The sequence below is a fragment of the Natrinema pellirubrum DSM 15624 genome, assembly GCF_000230735.2.
Classification (GTDB): domain Archaea; phylum Halobacteriota; class Halobacteria; order Halobacteriales; family Natrialbaceae; genus Natrinema; species Natrinema pellirubrum.
On record NC_019962.1, the window covers coordinates 915,601 to 936,745 of the forward strand.

Annotated in this window: 18 protein-coding genes and 1 pseudogene; 14 read left to right on the forward strand and 5 right to left on the reverse strand. The window is 67.4% G+C overall.

All coding sequences use genetic code 11. The features are described 5' to 3' along the window. The first annotated feature begins 203 nt into the window (after positions 1–203). From NATPE_RS04600 to NATPE_RS04615, 6 genes are all read left to right on the forward strand, one after another. On the forward strand, positions 204–428 hold the full coding sequence (locus tag NATPE_RS04600; protein WP_006179942.1) for an LSM domain-containing protein: 225 nt from the start codon (positions 204–206) through the stop codon (positions 426–428). Continuing rightward, complete coding sequence (locus tag NATPE_RS20990) at positions 425–601, forward strand: 50S ribosomal protein L37e (RefSeq protein WP_006179941.1); 177 nt, start codon at positions 425–427, stop codon at positions 599–601. The genes NATPE_RS04600 and NATPE_RS20990 overlap by 4 nt, the downstream gene beginning before the upstream one ends. Positions 602–731: 130 nt before the next feature. Further along, the gene (locus NATPE_RS04605) at positions 732–1,925 is read left to right on the forward strand and encodes a threonine synthase (RefSeq protein WP_006179940.1); all 1,194 of its coding nucleotides are present in this window, start codon (positions 732–734) and stop codon (positions 1,923–1,925) included. A gap of 134 nt (positions 1,926–2,059) precedes the next feature. Beyond that, the gene (locus NATPE_RS22550; RefSeq protein WP_006179939.1) at positions 2,060–2,233 is read left to right on the forward strand and encodes a hypothetical protein; all 174 of its coding nucleotides are present in this window, start codon (positions 2,060–2,062) and stop codon (positions 2,231–2,233) included. Between the two features lie 235 nt (positions 2,234–2,468). Then, a complete protein-coding gene (locus tag NATPE_RS04610) occupies positions 2,469–3,170 on the forward strand; it encodes a phosphoglycerol geranylgeranyltransferase (protein ID WP_006179938.1) in 702 nt (233 codons plus the stop codon). Between the two features lie 73 nt (positions 3,171–3,243). Continuing rightward, the gene (locus tag NATPE_RS04615) at positions 3,244–3,894 is read left to right on the forward strand and encodes a helix-turn-helix domain-containing protein (RefSeq protein ID WP_006179937.1); all 651 of its coding nucleotides are present in this window, start codon (positions 3,244–3,246) and stop codon (positions 3,892–3,894) included. A 17-nt stretch (positions 3,895–3,911) separates the two neighbouring features. Here the strand turns inward: NATPE_RS04615 and NATPE_RS04620 are convergent, their stop codons facing one another. Then, on the reverse strand, positions 3,912–4,721 hold the full coding sequence (locus NATPE_RS04620; protein ID WP_006179936.1) for an SIR2 family NAD-dependent protein deacylase: 810 nt from the start codon (positions 4,719–4,721) through the stop codon (positions 3,912–3,914). 86 nt (positions 4,722–4,807) lie between these two features. Between NATPE_RS04620 and aspS the strand changes: the two genes are divergently transcribed. Further along, on the forward strand, positions 4,808–6,112 hold the full coding sequence (aspS, locus tag NATPE_RS04625) for an aspartate--tRNA(Asn) ligase (protein ID WP_006179935.1): 1,305 nt from the start codon (positions 4,808–4,810) through the stop codon (positions 6,110–6,112). Between the two features lie 346 nt (positions 6,113–6,458). On the opposite strand, the pseudogene NATPE_RS04630 reads toward aspS, so the two are convergent. After that, positions 6,459–7,291: pseudogene (locus NATPE_RS04630) on the reverse strand (alpha/beta fold hydrolase). A gap of 324 nt (positions 7,292–7,615) precedes the next feature. Between NATPE_RS04630 and NATPE_RS04635 the strand changes: the two are divergent. The 5 genes from NATPE_RS04635 (at position 7,616) to NATPE_RS04655 (ending at position 14,956) form a co-directional block, all read left to right on the forward strand. Further along, entirely contained in the window at positions 7,616–8,443 is an 828-nt protein-coding gene (locus tag NATPE_RS04635; RefSeq protein WP_006179932.1) for a pantoate kinase, read from the forward strand. Positions 8,444–8,892: 449 nt separating this feature from the next. Continuing rightward, positions 8,893–11,796, forward strand: coding sequence for a YegP family protein (locus tag NATPE_RS04640; protein ID WP_006179931.1), 2,904 nt, complete (start codon positions 8,893–8,895; stop codon positions 11,794–11,796). A gap of 122 nt (positions 11,797–11,918) precedes the next feature. Continuing rightward, positions 11,919–12,698 (forward strand): 4-phosphopantoate--beta-alanine ligase, encoded by a 780-nt coding sequence (locus tag NATPE_RS04645; protein WP_006179930.1) that lies wholly within the window; start codon positions 11,919–11,921, stop codon positions 12,696–12,698. A gap of 226 nt (positions 12,699–12,924) precedes the next feature. Next, entirely contained in the window at positions 12,925–13,920 is a 996-nt protein-coding gene (locus NATPE_RS04650) for a tyrosine--tRNA ligase (RefSeq protein ID WP_006179929.1), read from the forward strand. A gap of 97 nt (positions 13,921–14,017) precedes the next feature. After that, the gene (locus NATPE_RS04655; RefSeq protein WP_006179928.1) at positions 14,018–14,956 is read left to right on the forward strand and encodes a biotin--[acetyl-CoA-carboxylase] ligase; all 939 of its coding nucleotides are present in this window, start codon (positions 14,018–14,020) and stop codon (positions 14,954–14,956) included. A gap of 57 nt (positions 14,957–15,013) precedes the next feature. On the opposite strand, the gene NATPE_RS04660 is transcribed toward NATPE_RS04655, so the two are convergent. Next, positions 15,014–15,490 carry a universal stress protein gene (locus tag NATPE_RS04660; RefSeq protein WP_006179927.1) on the reverse strand — a complete coding sequence of 159 codons (477 nt, stop codon included), beginning with the start codon at positions 15,488–15,490 and terminating at the stop codon, positions 15,014–15,016. A 156-nt stretch (positions 15,491–15,646) separates the two neighbouring features. Here NATPE_RS04660 and NATPE_RS04665 point away from each other — a divergent pair, with 156 nt between their 5' ends. Beyond that, complete coding sequence (locus NATPE_RS04665; protein ID WP_006179926.1) at positions 15,647–16,114, forward strand: DUF5799 family protein; 468 nt, start codon at positions 15,647–15,649, stop codon at positions 16,112–16,114. Between the two features lie 24 nt (positions 16,115–16,138). On the opposite strand, the gene NATPE_RS22555 is transcribed toward NATPE_RS04665, so the two are convergent. Beyond that, positions 16,139–16,282 (reverse strand): DUF7557 family protein, encoded by a 144-nt coding sequence (locus NATPE_RS22555; RefSeq protein WP_006179925.1) that lies wholly within the window; start codon positions 16,280–16,282, stop codon positions 16,139–16,141. 124 nt (positions 16,283–16,406) lie between these two features. Between NATPE_RS22555 and NATPE_RS04670 the strand changes: the two genes are divergently transcribed. Further along, positions 16,407–16,697 carry a DUF7545 family protein gene (locus NATPE_RS04670; RefSeq protein WP_006179924.1) on the forward strand — a complete coding sequence of 97 codons (291 nt, stop codon included), beginning with the start codon at positions 16,407–16,409 and terminating at the stop codon, positions 16,695–16,697. Positions 16,698–16,780: 83 nt separating this feature from the next. Here the strand turns inward: NATPE_RS04670 and NATPE_RS04675 are convergent, their stop codons facing one another. Next, positions 16,781–21,049 (reverse strand): DUF7282 domain-containing protein, encoded by a 4,269-nt coding sequence (locus NATPE_RS04675; protein ID WP_006179923.1) that lies wholly within the window; start codon positions 21,047–21,049, stop codon positions 16,781–16,783. Positions 21,050–21,145: the final 96 nt, after the last annotated feature.

Consider the following 21,145-nt stretch of genomic DNA (forward strand, 5'->3'; position numbering starts at 1 on the left):
GTGTACGAGCCGGCTACCGGTTCGAGCGCCGGCCGGCCGACCGCGTCGAATCGTCAGCCGTACCGAGAGTAGTCAGACCGCTGCCAGTAGCAGCTACGGGGACCCCGTGACCGGGCGGGAAACATCGTGTTATTCGCCGCTGAACGGCCCCCGTCGGAGCCGGGACCGGTACGATTAAGTGTCCATCACCAGCCGTGTTGCGTATGAGTGGACGACCGCTGGACGTCCTCGAGGCGTCGCTCGGCGAACGCGTCACGGTACGACTCAAGAGCGGCGACGAGTACGTCGGTGATCTCTCCGGGTACGACCAGCACATGAACCTCGTCCTCGAGGACGTGACGATCCCCGTCGAGGGCGTCGATCAGGAGGCTCCGGCCGAAGACACAACCATTATACGCGGCGACAACGTCGTCTCGATTACTCCATGACTGGTGCAGGAACCCCGAGCCAAGGAAAGAAGAACAAGACGACCCACACCAAGTGTCGTCGCTGCGGAGAGAAGTCCTACCACACCAAGAAGAAGGAATGCTCGTCGTGTGGCTTCGGCAAGTCCGCCAAACGCCGCGGCTACGAGTGGCAGTCGAAGTCCGGCGACAACTGATCGGTTTCTCTCTCGCTCTCCTTTCGGACACCGACCCGGGAGCCGCCGGTCCGTCGGTTCCCCCTTCGACCCGAGTCGCGACCGAGCCGCCGATGAACAACCCTTAGTTCGCCGCCCCGAAGGATCGCGTATGGAGACGACTGACGCCTTCGCGGGGCTCGAGTGCGTCGACTGCGGGACCGTCATCGAGGCTACCGCCGAGGCCCACCGATGTCCCGAGTGTGACGGTCCGCTCGACCCGCGCTACGATTACGACGCGATCGACCTCGATCGCGAGACGCTCGAGGGTCGGCCGGCCGACTCGCAGTGGCGCTACGCCGAACTGCTGCCGTTTACCCGCGAAACGGCGGTCACGACCCGAGAGGGCGCGACGCCGCTGGTCGACTGTCCCGACCTGGCCGACGAACTCGGCGTCGAGCGGGTCCTGCTCAAAGACGAAGGCCGGAACCCGACGGGCTCGGTCCGCGACCGCGGCGCGTCGGTTGCGGTCACGGCGGCGACCCAAAGCGACGCCGACGATGTCGCGCTCCCGTCGACCGGCAACGGCGGCCAGGCCGCGGCGGCCTACGCGGGCCGGGCCGGCCTCGAGTCCCACGCTTACCTCCCCTCGCGCTCGGGCTTTACGAACAAGGCGATGGTCAACGTCCACGGCGGCGACATGAACGTCGTCGGCGGCCGCTACGGCGACGCCGTCGGCGCGTTCGAAGAGGCGCTCGCCGAACACGACGACTGGTACTCGCTGCGAGCCTTCGAGACGCCCTATCGCCACGAGGGGATCAAGACGCTGTTCTACGAACTCGTCGAAGACCTCGAGTGGGACGTGCCGGACGCGATCTGTTACCCGACGGGGATCGGGACGGGGATCGTCGGCCTCGCCAAGGCCGCCCGCGAATTCGAGGAACTGGGGCTGATCGACGAGACGCCCGCACTCTACGCCGCGCAGGCCTCTGGCTGTGCCCCGATCGCGGACGCCGTCGCCGACGGCCGCGACGACCTCGATCCCGTCGAGCGCCCCGACACCATCTGTGGCGAACTCGAGATTCCGGACCCGCCGGCCGGCTCGTGGGTCCTCGAGGCGCTCCGGGAGACCGACGGCGACGCGGTCGCGACCGACGATCCCGACATCCTCGAGGCGGCCGTGCGGGTGGCCCAGACGACCGGCCTCGAGCCGACCCCGAGCGCGGCGGCGGCCGCCAGCGGCGCGTGGGAACTCGCCGACCGCGGTGCGTTCGACGGCGACGAGACGGTCGTGATCGTCTCGACGGGCGCGGGCAACAAGGAGGCCGACGTGTTGCGCAGCCATCTGATGGGACAGGGCATTTAGACAGCCCCAGTACCGGGTAATACCCCCGAATACAGCCGGTATAACCGCTATCGGGCGCCCAGTTGGGCACGGCGAACCGAACGCTTTCACCGACAGAGCCTTGACTCCGAGACGAGTAGACGAACCGAGTTCAAATGTGTGAACATTCACCAGAGTGTTCGAACGGGGTCACGTGCCAGCTCGTCCTCGAGAACGGTGAGACTGGCCTCGAGACCGCCGAATACTACTGTAAGGCACATCTGGTGCTGCGGATCTGGGAGGTCGAGAACGACAGCTCGATGCGGGCCGTCAGCGCTGAACAGCTGTAGGCCGGATCGGCCTCGATCGACGCGCTTGCCGTCGCTCACGACCCGATCGTCGCGCCGGGGTCGGCCCGCCCGCGACCGGGAGGTGAGGGTCGATCGCGCCCGAGGGCCGCGGCGCGCTCGAGTCGGCCAACGACGCACTCGAGCCGGCCGGGCCACTGCCCCCACCGTGTGACCGCGTCCCTCGCGACGGGGTCGTTCCGTAGCGTTTTTGCTGGTTGTCGGGAAACGACGCGGTATGACTGCCCCCTGGGACGATTGGAACCACGTTCTCAAGCTCGATCCGGACAAGGAGCTGCCCGAGGGCGTGACCTACGGTGACCTCTGTGCGACCGGAACGGACGCCATCGAGGTCGGCGGGACCATGGGTATCACTGAAGAGAACATGAGCGCCGTCATCGAGGCCTGTGCCGAACACGACGTTGCTCTCTATCAGGAGCCGTCCAACCCCGAGGTCGTCCTCGAGGACGACGCGTTGGACGGCTATCTCATTCCGACGGTGTTCAACGCCGGGTCGCCGTTCTGGATCACCGAAGCCCACAAAGAGTGGGTCCGCCTCGAGGGCGAACTCGATTGGGAGCGGACGACGACGGAGGCCTACATCGTGATGAACCCCGAGGCCGACGTCGCGGAGCTGACCGAGGCCAACTGCGACCTGGGTGCCGACGACGTCGCCGCCTACGCGACCGTCGCGGAACACATGTTCGGCCAGGAGATCGTCTACGTCGAGTACTCCGGTACCCTCGGCGACGAGGGCGTCGTCCAGGCCGCCGGCGAGGCGACCGACGAGTCGACGCTGTTCTACGGGGGCGGCATCCACGACTACGACTCCGCGTACTCGATGGCCCAGTACGCCGACGTTATCGTCGTCGGTGACCTCGCACACGACGAAGGGATCGAGGCGGTCCGCGAGACCGTCGACGCGGCCAACGACGCGTAACGACACACCGGATCGGTTGGTAAACCCGAAAGTAGCCTCAACTGTTTTATCGCTTCGCGGTGGACGACCCCGCATGAGTCTCCACGTCGCCTTCGAGGCGTCGTCGCCGTCGCTGGTCCTCGGCCCGACCCTCGACGCCCTCCCCTCGCTCGAGGTCGCCCTCGAGCGCCAGTACGCGCTCGATCCCGCACGCCCGATCGCGTTTTGCTGGACTCGCTGTCGGAACCGAAAGCGACTCGAGCGGGCGCTGGCCGCCGACCCGACGGTCGCCCGGTTCGACAGGATCGCCAGCGGGGATGACCGTGACCGCTACCGATTACAGCGAAGCGAGACGAACGTCGTGGGGGCGTACCGCCAGTGGGTCGCTGCCGGCGGCGAGTTGCTCGAGTGCCGGGGTGCGGACGGTCGCTGGAACGTCGAGATGCGGTTTCCCGACCGGACATCGTTCGGCCGGTATCACGACTTCCTCGTCGACGAGGGCGTCTCCGTCGAACTCCGCCGACTCGCCGAGACCGACGCTCGCTCGCGACGGGCCGGCGACCCCACGCTGACGGACCGCCAGCGGGAGGCACTGGCGCTGGCCCACGAACGCGGCTTCTTCGAGGTCCCCCGCGAGACGGACTTAGCCGAGATCGCCGCCCAACTCGAGATTTCGAACCAGGCGGTCAGCGAACGGTTGCGACGCGGACAGGCGCGGCTGGTCGAGTCTCACGTCGTCGACTAAGTCCGCCCGATCCCGGACTATTCGACGATCAGTTCCCGCAGGCGGGGAAGCGCCTCGGTCACGTCCTCGCGGACGACCGCGTCGGCGACGTCGTCACACGGGGTCGACTCGAGGTTGACGATCCCGACGGTCCCGCCGGTCGAGGCGGCAAGCCGGGGCAGCGACGCGGCGGGTTCGACGACCAGCGAGGAACCGATCGCGAGGAAGGCGTCGCTTTCCCGCGCGAGCGACCGGGAACGCTGGAGGACCGCACCGGGCAACTGCTCGCCGAAGAGGACCACGTCGGGTTTGAACACGCCGCCGCACTCGCAGGTCGGCGGCAACTCGCCGTCGGCCGCCCGCTCGAAGATCGGATCGCCGTCCTTGCGTTTCCCGCAGTCCGTACAGCGGACCCGCTGGGAGTTGCCGTGTAACTCGAGGACCGTCGGTTCGTCGGCGGCCGTCGCGGCGGGATCGCCGTCCGCGTCACCGGCGTCCCCGTCGCCGACCGCCGCCGCGGCGTCGCCGTGGAGGCCGTCCGTGTTCTGGGTCAGAACCGCCTCGAGGTGGCCGTCCCGTCCCATGGCGGCCAGTGCCTCGTGGGCGGCGTTCGGCTCGAAATCGCCGTCGAACATCGCTCGCTGGAGGTCGACCCGATCGGCCCAGAACCCCTCGGGATCGCGCTGGAACCGGCCGTACGCGAACTGTCCCTGGTCGAACTGCTCCCAGACGCCGTCGTCGCCCCGGAACGTCGGCACGCCCGACGGCGCGGAGATGCCCGCACCGGTGAAGGCGACGGCGGTGTCCGCGTCCCGAACCGCGGTCGCGAGTCGCTCGAGGTCGTTCATACGGGTCGTATCGTTTCCGATGCGGCAAAACGTTACCCTCGATCCGAACGGCTGGGCTTAAGTTGCGCCTGCGTGAATCGAGTGGTATGCAGGACAGAACCTACACGGCCGACGCCGAGCCGGGCGACCACGTCACCGTCGCCGGCTGGGTCCACGAGATCCGCGACCTCGGGGGCATCGCGTTCCTGATTCTCCGGGACAGCTCGGGCAAGATCCAGATCAAGTTCGAGAAAGACGAGATGGACGAGGAGTTAGTCGAGACGGGACTCGACGTCTCCCGCGAGAGCGTCATCAAGGTCTCCGGCGATGTCGAGGAAGAGCCCCGCGCGCCGACGGGCGTCGAGGTCACGCCCGAGTCGCTCGAGGTCGTCGCCCCCGCCGACCCCGAACTGCCGCTCGACCCCTCGGAGAAGGTCGACGCCGATCTCTCGACCCGACTGGACAACCGTACTCTCGACCTCCGCAAGGAGGAGGTCCAAACGGTCTTCGAGATCCGTTCGGACGTGCTGCGTGCGGTCCGTGACCAGTTCCGCGACTACGATTGTACGGAGATCAACACGCCGAAGATCGTCGCGACGGGGACCGAGGGCGGCACCGAACTCTTCCCGATCACCTACTTCGGCGAGGAGGCCTTCATGAACCAGTCGCCACAGCTGTTCAAGCAGCTGGTCGCGGGCTCGAACGTCGAGCGGGTCTTCGAGATCGGCCCGATCTTCCGCGCGGAGGAACACAACACGCCGCGGCACTTGAACGAGGCCACCTCGATCGACTTCGAGGGCGCGTTCTGTGACCATACCGACGCCATGGACGTCGCCGAGGGCATCGTCAAAGCCGCCTACGAGTCCGTGCAGGAGAACTTCGGCGACCAGCTCGAGGAACTCGACCTCGCCGAGGACTTCGCAGTTCCCGAGGGTGACTTCCCGCGGATCAGCTACGAGGAGGCCCTCGAGCGCATCAACGCCACGGGCGAACTCGACGAGCAGCTCGTCTGGGGCGACGACCTCTCGACGCCCGCCGAGGAGGCCCTCGGGCAGGACGTCGGCGGCCACTACTTCATCACGGACTGGCCCAGCGAGATCAAGCCGTTCTACATCAAGGATCACGACGACGACTCCGAACTGTCGACCGGCTTCGACCTGATGCACCCGCGGATGGAACTGGTCTCGGGCGGTCAGCGCGAACACCGCCACGAGAAGCTCATCGAGGGCTTCGAACAGCAGGGACTCGATCCCGACCAGTTCGAGTACTACACCAAGATGTTCAAGTACGGCATGCCGCCCCACGCCGGCTTCGGCCTCGGCGGCGAGCGTCTGCTCATGACGATCCTCGGGCTGGACAACATCCGGGAAGCGGTGTTGTTCCCGAGAGATCGCCAGCGTCTGAGCCCATAGGCGAAGACGCTGGGAGCCAGCGAGACGAGCGGTGCGAGGCCGACCGAAGGAGGCCTCGAGTAGCGAACGGGGAGGGACGACCCGTGAGCGAAGCGAAGTCTCGCCGGACCGGCAGCGACTCTCGCCGTAGTCGAGGTCGCTGTTCGTCGAGCGACAAGAACAGGGTGACGAAGACCCGTGTCTCCCCGACGCTGTAGACGATCGCTATCGGTACCGCCCGCCGATCAGTACCGATACGTGACGCGGGATGTGTCGGGAACACGCTTCGAGCGAGAGAACGGTCTCGGGTCCGTCGCCTCGGAGTCACGACTTCGTCACAGCCGACGACTCGTGAGTGCCAGCTCCACTAGTCGTTACAGGAGCCGCTGTTGATGGCCGCTGCAAGATCCGAACCGACGGCGTCGTCGCCGAGATACGCGAGGTGACTGCCGACGCTATCGGTCACGTCGACATCGGTGTAGTTCGAGCCGGGATCACAGCCGGCTCCTTCGGTCCCGAGTGCGGTGTCGCCGAACCCGCCGTAGGCAGAGCCGACGGTCGAGTCGTTCTGGGAGTGATAGTTCCGGACTTCACACGCGTTGTTGAGACCGGGGTTCCACGGATCGCCACAGATCTCGGAGCCGTCGGCAGCAGTGCCGAGGCCGGCGACGGTCTCGACCCCGTAGCGCTCGAGAGCTTCGTCGCGGTCCAGTAGACACAGCGGCCGCCCAGCGAGTGACCGACCAGCCGGACGTTCCCGCCGCCGGCGTCGGAAAAGTCTTCGATGAGGCCGGCGACGACCTCGCCGACGTCCTCGGTATCGCTTTCGGCGCCGAAGTAGTTGAGCGTGGTGGCGGGCCACTCGATCGCGACGGTCTCGTCGGGCGTATAGCCCCCGGCAACGAGCGAGTCCCTGACGTCGGTGGCCTGGCTCGAGACGGTGGTATCGCCGAACCAGCCGTGAATGAACACCAGCAGTTCGTCCGTGACTGGCAGGTCGTCGTCGGCGTCCCAGCCGAACCAGCCGTTGTCGACCTCGATCGTGTCCGGGCCGAGGAACTGCGCGGACGCCGAGCCGGAGGCGGCGGTCAGTCCTGCACCGCCGAGCAACGTCGTGCCGGTGGCCTTCAGGAGGGTCCGTCGGTCGGTCGTCGATTCGGTCGCAGCCGGAACGTCACTGGACATGTCATCAGTTGGCATGCGGGCCGATCCTTCGACGAACCGATGATTGTAGCTTTCTTCTCCATACAGAGCGTATTCAAAACCGGGTAGACAGACGACTATCTCCGCGGACGATCGATACCACTGCCCGGGCCCGATAGCCCGACTCGCTCGAGGGCGGGCACAGCCCTCGCCTCGAGTCGGCACGGCTCTACTACTGAACCGGGTTCCACACCGTTCGAACGGCGGCTGTGCAATGACGTTCAGTGGACCTCAGAGGGAGAGCGACGGACCGATTGGAATACGGCGCGTGCGGGCGCGAACCTGCAAGGTTATATCGTTCGGGCAGAAAGCGGGGGCGTAATGCGTGAGGAGGCGACGGCGTTCGTTCCCGGCCACGTTACGGGCTTTTTCAGCACGCACCCGGACGACGATCCGACGAAGGCGGGCTCACGGGGCGCGGGACTGACGCTTACGGACGGTGTCGAGGTGACGGTCGAACGAGCGGCGGAGACGACGGTCTTCCTCGACGATGTCGAGATCGAGATCGAACCGGTCGAGACCGTCCTCGAGACGATCGACGTGAGCGCTCGGATCGACGCGACCTCGGAACTGCCGATCGGGTCCGGGTTCGGCGTCTCGGGGGCGATGGCGCTCGGAACGGCCCTGGCCGCGAACCGCGTGTTCGGCTGCAAGCTCTCGATGAACGAACTCGTCACGATCGCACACGGGGCCGAGGTACAGGCCGGGACGGGGCTGGGCGACGTCGTCGCACAGGCCCACGGCGGCGTTCCGATCCGCCTCGAGCCGGGCGGGCCACAGGACAACAAACTCGACGCCGTCCCCGCCCGGGCGCGCGTCGAGTACGTCACATTCGGGGAGCTGTCGACGGCCGACGTTCTCTCGGGCGATACCGAACAGTTGACCGCGGCCGGGCAGGAGGCGCTCTCCCGCGTCGTCGAGGAACCGACGCTGCTGTCGTTCATGTACGCCTCGCGGCTGTTTGCCCGCGACGCCGAGTTGCTGACCGATCGGGTCCGCGAAACGATCGCCGAGGTGTCGGACGCCGACGGGCAGGCCTCGATGGCGATGCTCGGCGAAACGGTCTTCGCGCTCGGGACCGGCCTCTCCGATGCCGGCTACGAGCCGTCGGTCTGTGCGACCCACCCCGCCGGTGCGGTTCTGAAGTGAGTGGGTCCCGATATCGGTCGATTGGTGCCACTTTTCGGTGCTGTCGTGTCCACGAGAGACGAGTACGTTCACGCGCCGTCGACAAGCGCCGGAGCCACGCGACGGGTCCGGGGCTCGTCGCGTTTAAGTACGTCATACTCGTATCAGCTGGTATATAGATATATCGAGAAACCGCAGGACGGCGAACCGGATGCGTCTCGCTTTCCGCGATGAGCCCCCGATGGCCCGCTCGAGTCGCCGTTCGTTCCACTGCTATTTTTCACCAACATAATACAGAGGGTTCGTCTCGGACCGGTTACTGCCATCCCGTCGTTTCGAGAACGGATATTCGACGGCGGAAATCGACCGCCAGGGTTCGGTGAGCGAGCGGGTCGCTGGAAATACCAGAACCGAAATCATTGGCCAAAAATTTATTATGGCACGTTCGAGTTATCGGGCCAAGTTTCGAAATGGCTTCACGCACTGACATTCACCAAAACCTGTTTCAGTTGTACGAACACTACGTCGGGGAACCCGACTCGAGCAAGGACGTCTACGGTTACTGGCTGTTCATCGTCGGCTACGTCATCGGGGCCGCGGGCGTGGCGACGTTCGTCGTCGGGTACGCAGGCGAGGGGGAGCCGTACACGCTGATCAGGGCCTCCGGGATCACCGCTGCGACCGGACTCGCGCTCTGTCTGTTCGGGATCGTACTGATGTTACCGGTGCGGAAACGGGGGATCCAGGCGAGTTTCGTCGGCCTGCTCGTCTCGTTTGCGGGCGTCGGCTTCTTCGGGTGGGCGTATCCGAACAACTGGCGGGAACTCGGCGTCGACTACAGCGTCGAGGTGATCTCCGTCTACACGTTGGGGATCGGAATCATCGCGGGGGTGACGGCCCTCGTCCCTATTTTAACCGGCCAACGCGGCATGTTCGTCGAAGAGGAAGGCCAGACCGAGGACCCGCCGATCCTCACCGGCGACGCGATGGAAAGCGCCCAGTTCGCCGCCTTCCGTGACGACAACGGCGACTGGCAGTGGCACGTCCTCCACCTCGAGGCCCTGGCCCAGAGTACGGAGAGTGCGGTGACGCGGCCGGAGGCCACGGAGGGCATCGAGCGGGTAAAATCCCAGATCAGTTCCGCGGGGCTGATGGAGCTGACGACCTCCGCGTTCCGGCTCTACGAGGACCGCGACGGCACCTGGCAGTGGACGCTCGCGCGCGACGACGGCTCGATCGTCGGTGCCTGTGCCGGCGAGTTCGACGAGCGCGACGGGGCCGAGGAGTCGGTGAGCTTCCTGAAAGACGAGGGACCGGACGCCGACGTAATCGAGATCGAGGGGGCGGCCTTCACCTACGAGGAGCGCCGCGACAAGTGGTACTGGCAACTGGTCGACGACGACCGCGTGCCACTGGCCTCGAGCGAGACGGGCCACTCGACCCAGGAACGAGCCGAAGAGGCCGCCCACACCTTCGCCGAACGGTTCGATCGGGCGCGGGTCCTCGACGTCGAGAACGTCGGCGTCGAACTCCGCGAGCGGGCCGACGGCTGGAGCTGGCGGATCGTCGACGCCGCCGACGACGTCCTCGCGACCAGTACCGACGCCTTCGACTCCCGGCGCGACGCCGAGGAGGCCGCCGAAGCGCTGTTGCCCGAACTCGAGTCGGCGTCGGTCACCGTCGCCGGCGAGCCGACCTACGAACTCTACGAGTCCGGGGAAGAGTGGCGCTACCGGCTCGTCGACGAGAACGAACACGTCGTCGCGCGCAGTCCCGAGGGCACCGACGACCGCCTCGCGGTCGATACGTGGACCGAGCGGTTCGGTGACAACGCCGCCGACGCCGATGTCGTCGAAATCGACGACGCGGAGTACGAGGTCTATCCGGCCGAAGACGTCGACGCCGGCAGCGCCGCCTCGACGCCCGACGACGACCTCCCCGCGGCGATCGAGGAGCCCGAACCGGCGGCCGACGGCGGGACGGCCGTCGACGCCCCCGACGCCGAGGATGCGAGCCCGTGGCACTGGCGGCTCGTCACCGACGACCGCGACGTCGTCGCCGCGAGTACCGAACCCCATCCCGACGCCGAGTCGGCGACTGCTGCCATCGAACGGGTCCGCCAGCAGGCCAGCGAGGCGGAACTCATCGAGTTCGAGAACGCCGCCTTCCAGGTCTACGAGGCCGACTCCGGCGAGTGGCGCTGGCGGCTCATCGACGAGGACGGCAACGTCCTGGCCGACAGCGGCGCTGAACACACCTCCCGCGGCGAGGCCGCCGAGGCGATGATGACGCTCAAAGAGCAGGCCCCCGAGGCCGAACTGCTCGAGATCGAGACCGCGGCGTTCGAACTCTTCGTCAACGAGGACGACGAGTGGGGCTGGCGGCTCATCGACGAGGCCGGCAAACTCGTCGCCGAGGACCCCGCGACCCACCCGACCCGCGGGGCCGCCCGCCAGGCGATGAACCGCCTGCTCGAGCATCTCGACTCGGACGTGCGGACGATGGATCGGGCGATCTTCCAGCCGTACGCGACCGAGGACTGGCACTGGCGGTTCGTCCTGCCGTCGGGCGAAACGGTCGCCGTCGACGGCGAGGCACACCCGACCCAGGACGAACTGGTCGACAGTCTCGAGGACGTCCGGACGGCGGCGGTGTCGGCCCGTCGGCACACGATCGGCGACGTCTCGATCCAGCTCTATGGCACCGACGAGTGGCGCTTCCGGCTGCTCGATCGCGACCGTCAGGAGATCGCCGATGCGACCGTCTCCGACGCCGACCGCGAGGCGGCGATGGACGGCGTCGAGGATCTCAAGCGACACGCGGGCGACGCGCCGATCTTCGCGATCGAGGACGCGGCGATCCGCGTCGACGACGCGGACGGCTGGTCGTGGGAACTCGTCGACGGCGACCGGACCGTCATCGCCGAGGCGGTCGACGACGAACCCGATCGCGAGACCCTGCTCGAGGCGATCGAGGAGGTCCGTCAGCTCGCACCGATGGCCGGCCGGGTCGACTTCGACGTCGCCTCCTTCGAACTCGTCGCCGACGAGGACGACCGCTGGCAGTGGCGGCTCATCGACGAGGACGGCCGCACCGTCGCGACCGGCTCCGAGACCCACGAGACGGCCGACGACGCCCGCGACGCCCTCGCGGACGTCCGCGGCCTGATCGAGTCGGCGAGCATCCTCGAGATCGACAGCGTCTCGTTCGAACTCCACACCGCAGAGGACGGCTGGGTCTGGCAGCTGATCGACGAGTACGGCGCGACGATGGCCGAGAGTACCCAGACCTACGAGAATCGTACCGAGGCCCGCGAGGCGATGAACGACGTGAAGGCCCAGGCCCCCGACGGCTGGATCACCTTCACGGAGTGACGGCGCCGGCGGCTCGCACCGACTACTGACCGGTCCGTTTCGCCGCGGGGACGCGGCGCTCGATCGAGTCGACTCGGCGGGCGATCGGGCCGTTTTTTATCGATCGAACCCAGTGATCGATCGTGACCGATTACGACAGCGTCTCCGCCGACGTCGAAAACGAGGAGGAGATCCCGGCAGACCACCCCAGATACCAGGATCTGCTCACTCGTCACCGCATCGAGCGGGGCGTCGAGAAGGGGATCACCCACCTCCAGGGGATGCACGCGGAGGGGCGAGGCAGCGCCTTCGACTACCTGCTCGGCGAGGAGACGATACCCAGCGCCGACGCGGCCGAACGGGCGGCCGCGGCACACCTCCTGCTGGCCGACCGGCCCGTCCTCTCGATCAACGGCAACGTCGCGGCGCTGGTCCCCGGCGAGATGGCTGAACTCGCCGACGCAACCGGTGCCGACCTCGAGGTCAACCTCTTCAACCGGACGCCCGAGCGGATCGAGGCCATCGCCGATCACCTGCGCGACCACGGTGCGGACGACGTGAAAGGGCTCGAGGCCGACGCGCGGATCCCGAACCTCGATCACCAGCGGGCGAAGGTCGACGCCGACGGGATCTACGCGGCCGACGTCGTGCTGGTTCCCCTCGAGGACGGCGATCGCGCGGAAGCCCTCGACGAGATGGACAAGACCGAGATCGTCATCGATCTCAACCCCCTCTCGCGATCGCCGCAGGTGGCCGACGTCCCGATCGTCGACAACATCATTCGCGCGGTACCGAACATAACCGATCACGCGCGTGGGCTGGCCGACACCGATGAGGCCACCCTCCGTGCGATTATCGAGAACTTCGACCGCGAGCGCGCGCTCGAGGCGGCGGAAGAGCGGATCCGGTCGGGCGATCTCTGACCGAAACTCGCCCGACTCGACGGCCGGCTGACACCATCGTTCGAGTCGGTCCTGAACCCGCCGATCGGAACCGCCGTTCGGGTTCGGCGCATCGACCCGATCGCCCCTCATACGGGTTGTGTCCCGATTTCCCGGTGGGACCGCAGGGTAGTCGCGGTCCCACCGGCAATGACTGACAGTAGACCGTATCAGGAGGTATAAATTCCTCCTCCGGTTCCCTCCGTACATGGACGCCTACGAGTTACTCACGCGAAACGCCGAGGAGGTCGTCACCGATGAGGAGGTCCGGGACCTCACGGAGGATCCCGAAGGCAAGCGGGCCTACGTCGGCTACGAACCCTCCGGCGTCCTCCATCTGGGGCATCTCCTGACCGCGAACAAGCTCATCGACCTCCAGGAGGCCGGCATGGAGGTCGTGATCCTGCTGGCGGACGCCCACGCCTACCTCAACGAGAAGGGGTCACTCGAGGAGATCCAGGCGACTGCCGAGCGGATGAAGGCCCAGTTCCTCGCGTACGGCCTCGACGAGGAGCGGACCGAGTTCGTCTACGGCTCGACGTTCCAGTTCGACGAGGAGTACACCCGCGATCTCCACACCCTCGAGCAGGCGACGACGATGAACCGCGCCCAGCGTGCGATGGCCGAGATTCAGGGCGACGAGACGGTCAAGGTGAGTCACCTGGTCTACCCGCTGATGCAGACGCTCGACATCGAGTACCTCGACCTCGATCTGGCCGTTGGCGGGCTCGACCAGCGGAAGGTCCACATGCTCGCCCGCGAGAAGCTGCCGGAACTGGACTACGAGGTCCGCCCGGCGATCCACACCCCCATCCTCGCCGACCTCACGACCGGCGAGGGGAAGATGTCCTCGAGCGAGGGAACCACGATCTCGATGGAGGACTCGACCGCGGACGTAGAAGAAAAGGTCAATTCGGCGTACTGTCCCCCAACGCGGGATCCGGAGCCCGACGACGAGGGCAACGAGCGCGAGAACCCGGTCCTCGAACTCTTCGAGTACCACGTCTTCCCCCGCTTCGAGGAGGTCGTGGTCGAACGACCCGAGGAGTACGGCGGCGACCTGACCTACGAGGACTACGAGCCGCTGGCGGCCGACCTCGAGTCCGGCGAACTCCACCCCGCCGACGCGAAGGGGACGCTGGCGACCTACCTCGACGAACTGATCGCGCCTGGTCGCGAGAAGCTACGCGAACTCCGGGACTGACCGGGGTCGTCTCTCGTTTTTCGTCGCCGCCGCGTCGCCGCGGTCACACGGCCGGCGATCCAGCCGATTGAAGTGAGCGCGGCCCCCTCTCGAGGATATGAACGACACGCGACGCGCGGTCCTCGAGGCGCTTGCCGACGGCCCGGTTTCGGGGCCGGAACTGGCCGACGCCCTCGACGTCTCGCGGGCGGCCGTCTGGAAACATATCGAGGCGCTGCGCGAGGCGGGCTTCGAGATCGAGAGCGGGCCGAACGGTTACGATCTCGGCGAGATCGAGGCGTACAACGCACCCGCAGTCGAGTTCGGGCTCGAGGCCCCGTTTTCGGTCGAGTATCACGACTCCATTGGGAGTACCAACGACCGGGCGCGCGAACTCGCGGGCGAGGGCGCGACCGACGTAGTCGTCCTCGCGGACGAACAGACCGGTAGTCGCGGTCGTCTCGAGCGCGAGTGGACGGCGCCGCCGGGCGGCGTCTGGCTGAGCGTCGTCACCCGGCCCGATATCGCGCCCGCGCAGGCCCCGCTGTACACGCTCGCGATCTCGGTTGCGACGGCGCGAGCGGCCCGCGAGGCGGGCGTCGATGCTCGAATCAAGTGGCCCAATGACGTGGTCGTCCCGGTCGGCGACGACGGCGACTACCGGAAGCTTTCGGGGATTCTCACGGAGATGGAAGGCGAGACCGACCGCGTCGAGTGGGTCATCGTCGGGCCCGGCATCAACGCGAATATCGACGCCGACGCGCTGCCCGAGGGCGCGACCAGCATCCGTGAGGAGGCGGGTGACGTCGACCGCCGGCGGTTCGTCCAGCGCCTGCTCGAGTCCTTCGACGACCACCGCAACGACCTCGAGGGGATCGTTCCCGCGTGGCGTGAACTGGCACTGACGCTCGGCCAGCGGGTGCGGGTGGACCGCCCCGCGGGCGAGATCGTCGGGGAGGCGGTCGACGTGACCGAGTCGGGCGCGCTCGTCGTCGAGACTGACGACGGGCGGGTGACGGTTTCGGTAGGCGACTGCGAACACCTCCGTCCGGTATAGCGGTCTCGAGCGGCGGCGGGGGAAAAGCGACGACTGCAGCGACTTTTGTCCCGATCCTCACTCGGCGGTGAGTCGCGGCTCCTCGGGCCGGTCCTCGAGATCGACGGGATCGACCTGTACTGTCAGGACCGGCACCGAGGCGCGTCTGACGACCCGCTCCGTGACGCTACCGAGCAGCAGCCGGTCGATCCCCCCACGGCCGTGTGTCCCCATCACGATCAGATCGCAGGCCTCGGGCCCGGCCTCGTCGACGATGACCTGGCTCGGTGACCCCTCCCGAATCGCTGTCTCGACGGTGACGTCGTCGGGCGCGAGTTCCGCGACCCGATCGACCGCCATTTGCCCCTCGCCCCGAAGCGCGTCGCTGACGCCCTCGAGTGCGGTTTCCATCGGCAGCCCGCCGTAGCCGGCGGCGTTCACGACGTAGAGCGCACGGATCGTCGCGTTGTGCAGTTGTGCGAGGTCGAACGCGTACTCGAGGGCCCGTTCGACCTCCCGGGAGCCGTCGGTCGGGACGAGGATGCAGTCATACATTATGCTATATGGTGCCATACAACAGACCACTATATGAGTGTTTTTCTGACAGGAACGACCATCCGCCGAACTGACGGGTTCGCGACCGGCCGGTCCTGCCGTTCGCGGGCGAGAGGGAGGGAAACGCTGATACAGCGGCCGCGCCAACCGAGGGGCATGAGCGACAACCCGTGGACGGACCGGATCGTCGGCGAGCGGATGACCGTCGATCAGGAGTTTTCGGCGCGGATCGAGGAGTCGCAGTTCTCCAACCAGCAGTGGAGCCTGATTATGACCGCCACGGAGTTCGAGATCGAACACCCCGACGAGCCCGACCGAGCGCGGATCGTCGCCGACACCGACAAACTCGACGGCGTCATCCCCGAACTCGAGAACGTGCAGGCCGGCATGGGTGCGATGGCCGGCGGACCTGGCGGACCCGGGGGATCGGACTCGTCGGACGGTGGCATCGTCGACTCGATCATGGGCGCACTCGGTATGGGCGGGGACAGCGGCCCCTCGGAGGCCGAGCAGCGGAAAGCGGCCGAGCGGCTCACCCAAGAGTATGCGGACGAACTCCAGTCACACCTCGAGTCGAAGGGCCGTTGGGAGTCGGTTCGGGAGAGCGTCGCCGACGGGCGCTGAGCCGACAATGCGGACACCGGTGACTCAGTCACCGGCGTGAAACATCGTGTACTCGCTGGTCTCGTAGATGTTGATCAGTTCGGTCACCAGCTCGTCGTAGGACTCGTCGTCGACCCGTAGTTCGTCCAGCCGTTCGATCGTTTCCGCCTCGAGTTCGACGGATGGCATACCCGGTCGTTCGCCGCCGATCGGCAAAAACGCCACGGGGGACCGGTTGTCTCCGGAGGCCGCAGTGGCGGTGCATTCGCTGCAAGCCACAGCACCTTTAGGTGCGGTTCCCGACCGTAGGAGTATGACAGACGAAGTCGAGACGACGACCTTCTCGATCAGTTCCGAAGACGGCGCGACCGACGACGTGACGATTCCGTCGGGACTCGTCGACCTCGTCGCCGAGGGAGACCAGACCGACGTCGAGACGGTCGGCGACGTCATGCTGCTTTCCTTCGCCAGCCGCGCTCACCACATCGTCCATCACGGCGAGGACGCCGATCCGGAACTCGAGGCACAGGAGGAACGCGTAATGGACCTCTTCGAGGAGCGGTTCGGCGTCACGTTCGGCGAAGCGACCGGCCACCAGCACTGACGGCACTCGCGGCACCGGCACTGTTCTCTCGATAGCTTACCGCGTAGCGGTCGAAACGCCCTCGAGAACGATGTGACCGGGCTCTATCCGGTAGTCTCGTTTCCGGCGTCTCCGGTCCCCTCACCGCCGAGGGCGGGTCCGTTAGCTGACGGTCCGTTCGTCTCGGATCTCGGCTCCTCAGCCGCCTCGATCACCACCGACGCCTCGTCGTCGTCGGTCGCGACCGTATGCGTCGACGTGCCCTCGGGTATCGGCGACGTGAACGGGATTTCGGCCGACTGGCCGCCCGCGAGCGTCACGGTCGCCTCGGCGAGCGGCCGCCCATCGACGCTGTAGGTCACCGTCTCCGTCCCCTCGAGATCCCCCCGGTTTTCGACGGTCGCGGTCACCGTCACCTGCTGGCCGGGCTCGCCGCTCGCGGGTGCGGCAAGATCGGTCACTGCGACCGTCGCCGGCGCACCGCTCTCCTCGACGGTCACAGTCCTCTCGGCGGTGTCGTTGTCGCTCGACACCGCGAGCGTGTACTCGCCGGGCTCGAGCGCCCCGGTTTCGGTGTCGAACGCGACCGACCGGCTCTCGCCGGCCTCGAGCGAGACCGATTCGGTGTCGACGACGGTCCCGTCGATCGCGAGCGCGACCTCTTGCGTGCCCGCCTCGCCGCCGACGTTCTCGATCTCGCTTTCGACCGCGATCTCCTGTCCCTGCTCGACCGGACTGGTGATCGACGCGATCGAGACACTGAACGCGGCGGGCACGGACGCCCGGATCTCCCCGGCGGGCGGCGTCGCGACGGTCACCGGCTCCTCGTAGCCGTGGTTCGTGAAATCGGCCTGCCAGACGAGCCGCTCGTTGTCGCTCTCGGGCGTCCACTCGACGGTGAACTCGTGTTCGCCGGGTTCGAACCCGCTCGGGGGCTCGTCGGTAGTCGTCCCCTCGACGAACTCGCTGTTCGCCGCGACCGCCGCGTCGTTGGGGTTCTCGTAGCCGAACGTCACGTTGATCGCGTCCCCATCCGCCGTGGGCTCGGTCTCCTCGACCGACAACGACGGGAGTTCGGGCCGGGCCTCGTCGTCACAGGCCTCGAGGTCCGGGTTCGGATGATCGATCGACGCGAACGGGGCCGCCTCGGGCGAACTGATCCCGGAGATGTAGGTCCCGAAAGTGCCGTAGTCGGGAACCTCGACGGTCACCTCGTCGCCGTCGGCCGTGACGTTCCGTTCGTCGCCGATCTCGAAGACGATCGTCCCGTCGAAGGGGGCCTCGACGTTCTCGCCGGCGGTGACGAAGTCCTCGATGATGGTGTTTCCGAAGCCACCGGAGGTGTAAAAGCCCGTACTCGCCGCGACGGTATCGCCCGCCTCGAGGTCGGCCTCGACGACCGCCCGCGAACAGTTCGTGAACTCGACGTCGAAGTCGGGGACCGCCCCGTCGACGGTGTAGGCCACCTCGTCAGTCTCGATCGGCGTGCCGTCGTCGGCCGCGACGACCGACACCTCGAGCGTGGCGTTCGACTCCAGGGGCGGCTCGAGGGCGATTTCCCGCGGCCCGATCGTCTCGTTCGCCGCGAAGCGCTCGGTCTCCGCGAGTCGGCCCCCGTTCTCGTCGGCGACCGTCAGCACGTACTCGACCGAGGCGTTGGCCGAGGTGACTGTCAGCGTCTCCCCGTCACCAGTCTGGTCGGCCACCGAGAGGTTCGCCGTCGGCTCGCCCGGCTCGGGCTCGACGACCGTGTACTCGATCGAGTCGTTCGCCAGGACCGCGTCGTCGCTCACGGCCCGAACGGAGACATCAACGGTCGCGTTCGACTCCAGCGGCGGCTCGAGATCGATCGCCGTCTCCGCGACCGTCTCGTTGGCCTCGAACAGTTCGCTATCGACCCGCTCCCCGTCGTACTCGGCCGTCACGACGTACGGCACCGTCGCGCTCGCCGCGTCGATTGCGAGGGACTCGCCCTCGCCGTCCTGGTCGTCGACCGACAGCGTCGCTTCGGGCTCGGTGGTGCCGTTCGCGACGGTGTACTCGATCGTCTCGTTCGCGAGCGTCGCGCTGTCTTCGCCGACGACCGCTACCGCGACGCTGGCGTTCTCCTCGAGGGGCGGCTCCAGCTCGAGCGTGTAGTTTGTCACGTTCTCACCGGCCGCGAACGGCTCGCTCCCGGCGGTTTCGTTGTCGTACACCGCATTCAGGCCGTAGGGAACGGAGGCGTTCGCCTCGTCGATTGTCAGCGTCGTCCCGTTGCCCGTCTGATCAGCGACCGACAGCGTCGCTGCTGGCTCGGCGGGCTCGTCGGCGACGGTCACGAACGCGCCGTCGAGTACCGGCGCGCCGCCCGCGGAGACGTAGGGCACGTCCTCCTCGCCGTCGGAGTCGGCGTACTCGAACGCCTCGTCCCCGTCGGTGTCGTGGTGGACGACCGCGACGAGCGGGCCGCTCTCGTTCAGCGACTCCTCGAGGTCGACGGTCACGTTCTCGTGATCACCGGCCTCGAGGTAGCTCGAGACGCCGATGATCGCGTCGGGATCGGCGTCGACGGCGACGCCCTCGTAGACGGCGACGAACCCGCCCTCCGAGAGCGAGACATCGTCGATGGTGACCGCGTCCCCGTCGCTCTCTTGGTCGGAGAAATCGATCGATGCGGTTCCCTCGATCCGGTCGACCGTCTCGATGCGCTGCTCGACCTCTATCTCGACGTGCTGGCTGATCACCGTGATGTCGGCGGTATCCTCCGAGACGGCGTAGGCGGTCGCATCGGCCGCGGCCTCCTGTGTTATCGTCTGGAGCTGCGTAATACTGATCCGCTGGGACTGGACGACGCGAGCGGTCTCCGACGCGGCACTGCTGGCTGCCACCTGGATCTGCGTGATCGACGCGTCCTGTGCCTGAACGAGGGCCCCGCTGGCACCGCCGTACGCGAGCCGCTGGACCTGCGTCACGTCGACGAGTTGCGTCTGGCTCACTGTACCCTGACCCGCACCGAACGCGGCGGCCTGCACCTGTTCGATCGTCACCGCCTGGCGCTGCACGGCCGACGCGATCGCGCCCTCCGCGGCGCCGACGGCGGCGTACTGCACCTGCGTGACCGACACCGACTGGCGCTGAATCAGTACCCCGCCGGCGCTCCCGTCCGCGGCTGCCTGAATCTGCTCCACGCTGGCGTCCTGACTCCCCGAGATCGCACCCTTCGCAGCGCCGGAGGAGGCCTCCTGTACCTGCGTGATCGAGATCCGCTGGACCTGCTCGATCCGGGTCGACTGCACCTGCTTCAGCGATCCCCGACCCGCGCCCCGGGCCGCAGCCTGCGTTCCCTCGACCGACACCCGTTGTTTCTGGACGAGTGCGCCTTTCGCCGCGCCCGCCGCGGCCTTCTGGATCTGCTTGATCGTCACCCGCTGGCGCTGCTCGGCGTCGACGCGCTGGCCCCGTCGCGATTCGCTCCGCTGGTCCTGTCGCACGTCGACCGTCTGTCGCTGTGCGAGGGCGGCGGTCGTACTCCCCTCGAGCGCGCCGGCGGCGGCGCCGGCCGCGGCGTGCTGGACGTGGTCGAGGGTCACCCGCTGGCGTTGTTCGACCGAGACCGACTGGTACTGCGTCAGGACACCGTAGGCGGCCCCCTGTGCGGCCTCTTGGATCTTCGGCACCGCGCCGACGTCTTTCGCGCCCGCTTCGCTGGCCGCGCCGGCGGCCGCACCCCTAGTGGCCACCTGCAACTGCTCGACGCTGACGTGCTGACTCTGGGCGACCGCACCGTGTGCGGCCCCCCAGCTCGCGCTCTGGAGTTGGGTCGCGTTGGCCGACTGCGACTGCGAGAGTGCCCCGCCGGTCGCGCCGCCGACCCCGTACTGGATCTGCGTGACGTTGACTGACTGTTGCTGGAGCAACGTGCCGTGGACGGCCCCCGCCGTCGCCGCCTGTACCTGTTCGGCCTCGACGTTCTGGGACTGCGACACCGACTGGCGCGCACCCTCGAGCGCCGCCGCTCGCTGTGCCTGTGTCACCTCGATCCCCTGTGACTGGACGAGGGCGACTCCCTCGCTGACCCCCTCTTCGACGGCCTCCTCGCGATCGCTCTGGGCCGCCGCCGTGTTCGTCCCGCCCGCGTCCGTGTCGGTTTCCGTCTCCTCGGTCGCTCCGGGCGGCGGCAGCCGTATCGGATCGAACCCGTTTCCGCCCGCCGCGTCATTCCCGCTCTCGTTCTGAAACTGTGCCTGTGCCTCGGGACCGGGTGGCGACGTGGCGTCCGTCTCCGTTCCCGCGTCGTCCCCGACGATCCCCCCGAGCAGCGGCACGGCGACGACGCTGGCGATCATCGCGGCAGCGATCACCACGACCGCGGCGATCCGGCGGCGGCTCATCGGTTGCCCCCGCCGGTCGCCGCCGCCACAGTCACCGCCGCCGTCCCGTCAGCGATGCGTTCGGTTGCCCACCACCCGTTACGGCCCCGCTCGGCG